Annotated in this window: 2 protein-coding genes and 1 pseudogene; all 3 read left to right on the top strand. The window is 51.5% G+C overall.

Annotated elements, in window-relative coordinates:
• Positions 1–234 (top strand): annotated as a pseudogene (locus tag GC102_RS23595) (sugar ABC transporter permease); the annotation flags it as partial.
• Positions 235–252: 18 nt separating this feature from the next.
• Positions 253–1140, top strand: a complete 888-nt coding sequence (locus GC102_RS23590; RefSeq protein ID WP_171691661.1) for a carbohydrate ABC transporter permease — start codon at positions 253–255, stop codon at positions 1138–1140.
• A 62-nt stretch (positions 1141–1202) separates the two neighbouring features.
• On the top strand, positions 1203–2660 hold a 1458-nt coding region (locus GC102_RS23585; RefSeq protein ID WP_171691660.1), incomplete at its 3' end, for a type 2 periplasmic-binding domain-containing protein.

The following is a 2660-nucleotide window of genomic DNA, read 5'->3' as shown; positions in this document are numbered from 1 at the left end:
CTCCGGCTTGGCCATATGCTGGATGTCGGCTTTGAGCAGGTGCTGCTGATGCAAAGCCCGCTAGTGCTTCCTGTCGCCGAGGTATTCGACACGTATGTATACAAGCGCGGGGTGCTTTCTGGAGAGCTGAGCTACAGCATTGCGGTCGGTTTGTTTAAATCGGTGGTCGGGCTGCTGCTTGTTGTCTCGGCGAATCAGCTTGCCAAACGTTCAGGCGAAGAGGGACTTTACTGATCGGGAAAGGAGAAACCAATGATTAGGTCAAAAACTACCGCCGTTTCGAAAGCCGCCGATGCTTTCATCTACATCATTCTTATTGCGGTTGCGCTTACGATGCTGTTTCCTTTCGTTTATATTTTGGCGGTGTCGTTCACGGATGAAAGTGTCTACGTAAGCGGGGAGCTCGTACTGCTGCCCCCCCCCAAATGGTCGCTGGATGCCTATCGGTACGTCTTGTCGACGGACAGCTTCTTTCATTCCTTTCGATCGACGGCATTCATCACGATTGTCGGAACGGTTCTGAATCTGCTCTTTACGACAACATTCGCGTATGCGGTGACGAAACAGGAGTTGCCTGGACGCCGCTTCCTGCTTCTGATGGCACTATTCACCATGCTGTTCAGCGTGGGAATTGTGCCGAACTATTTGCTGGTTAAGGAGCTTGGGCTGATCAATTCGCTCTGGGCACTTATTTTGCCGGGGCTGACCGGTGCGTGGAGCATATTCGTACTCAAGTCGTTCTTTCAGAGCTTGCCGCCCAGTCTGGAGGATTCCGCGCAAATCGATGGTTGCAACGACATTCAAGTGTTCGTGCGGATTATTTTTCCGCTATCACTGCCTGCGATCGCCGCTTTCTCGCTTTTTTTCGCGGTGGGATTATGGAATACCTATTTCAGCGGCTTGCTGTATATCCGCGATGTGACGAAATGGCCGCTTCAGGTGCTGCTGCAGCAAATCGTGCTCGAGCCGAACAGCAGTATGGTCGGGGACGCTACGCAATTCGATTCCGAAGCAAAGCTGCCTCCTGAGACGATCAAGATGGCCGCCTTAATGATTGTCATGCTGCCGATTTTATTGGTGTATCCGTTACTCCAAAAATATTTTACCAAGGGCGTGCTGCTCGGCTCGGTTAAAGGTTGAAAAAAGATGCCTTCTTATGAATCGAATGATGAAATAGCAAATAAAAAGGGGAGGAAACAAAAATGGTACAAAGAAAACGTGTGTTGGCCTTATCGCTTGCAGGTTCGTTATCTCTCTCGCTGTTAGCTGGCTGCGGTGGGAACGTTACCCCTTCGGATAGTAAAGGAAGCTCGCCGTCTCCTGCTGCGACTACGGTGGTTGCGAAGCAGGAGGAACCGGTCGCAATCAGCTTCACGACCCCACTCTATAACGAGCCGCCCAATTTCCAGAGCGATTACTACAAGGAGTTGGATAAACGTGCTAACGCTAAGTTAACGATCAAAGCGATACCGGTTAACGCTTACAAAGAACAGTTGAACTTGGCGCTGTCCTCGAACGAACTGACTGATGTCGTCGTCAATCTGGAGCTGTTCGACCCCGTTACGATCGGCGCGGTACGCCAGGGAGCATTCCATGATTTGACGCCGTACCTCGGAGATTTGAAAAAGTATCCGAATCTGGGGGGAATTCCGAAGCAAATTTGGGATAATTCCAAAATTGACGGCAAGGTATTTGCGATACCACGTCCACGCGGATTGACCGATCAATCGCTGCATATTCGTAAGGACTGGCTCGACAAGTTGAGTTTAAAGGCGCCGTCGACCGTGGAGGAACTGCGTAACGTGCTGAAAGCGTTCGTCGAGAAGGACCCCGATGGCAATGGGAAAAACGATACGTACGGGCTGGCGGTGTTCGGCGCTGCGCTCAATTCTGCGAGCGCGCCGCTCGGTTCGGCGTTCGGGGCAAATAAGCCGACGTTCGAGGGAGACAAGCTGCTCATTCCGTGGATGACCAAAGGTTACCGTGATATGCTCGAATATTTCCGGGGATTGTATGCGGATAAAATCATTACCCAAGAGTATTCCGTGCAGAAATTTGGCCAGGATACGGAGATGTTTCAGAGTGGCAAAGCCGGAGTTGTAGGCAGCTCGATCAACGGGGCCTGGGACATTTGGACGAATGTGAAAAAGACGGACCCGAAGGCAGAAATTTTGACGCTGCCGCCGCTCAAAGGACCGGGAGGAGACGGGAGCTTCCTGCCGTCGGGTTACTTGGGAGGTATCATGATTTCCTCCAAGGTGCCGAAGGATAAAGTCGAGAAAATATTGAAATACCTGGATCAGTCTGCTTCCAAGGAGTTCGTCGATTTCGAGAAATACGGCATCGAGGGCAAGCACCATACGAAGGAAAACGGCGTTCCGAAAGTGAACGACGAGATGTTCAAGAAGGAAATCGGAAGCGCCAGCCTGATGGTCGGCTTGTACGATCCTTACAATAAGGCACTGACTGCGAAAGCGACACCGGAGTTTAACGAGGTTCAGAAGAAAGTATCCGATCAATACGCGGCCAAAGGCGTGCCGAATCCGATAGAGGGGCTCATCTCTGATACGAATGCGAAGCGTTCAGCCGATTTGTTCAAGGACCGCAACACGGTCCTGACGAAGGTTGTCGTCGGCCAAAGCACAATGGAGGAGTGGGAC

Origin of the sequence: Paenibacillus germinis (genome assembly GCF_013141785.1) — a bacterium.
Lineage (GTDB): Bacteria > Bacillota > Bacilli > Paenibacillales > NBRC-103111 > Paenibacillus_E > Paenibacillus_E phytorum.
Note: the sequence above shows the minus strand (reverse complement) of the source record. Positions and strands in the feature narration are given on the sequence as shown.

Excerpts from the sequence above, each read along its gene's own strand:
- GC102_RS23590 (WP_171691661.1), top strand. The coding sequence starts at position 253 with ATGATTAGGTCAAAAACTACCGCCGTTTCGAAAGCCGCCGATGCTTTC.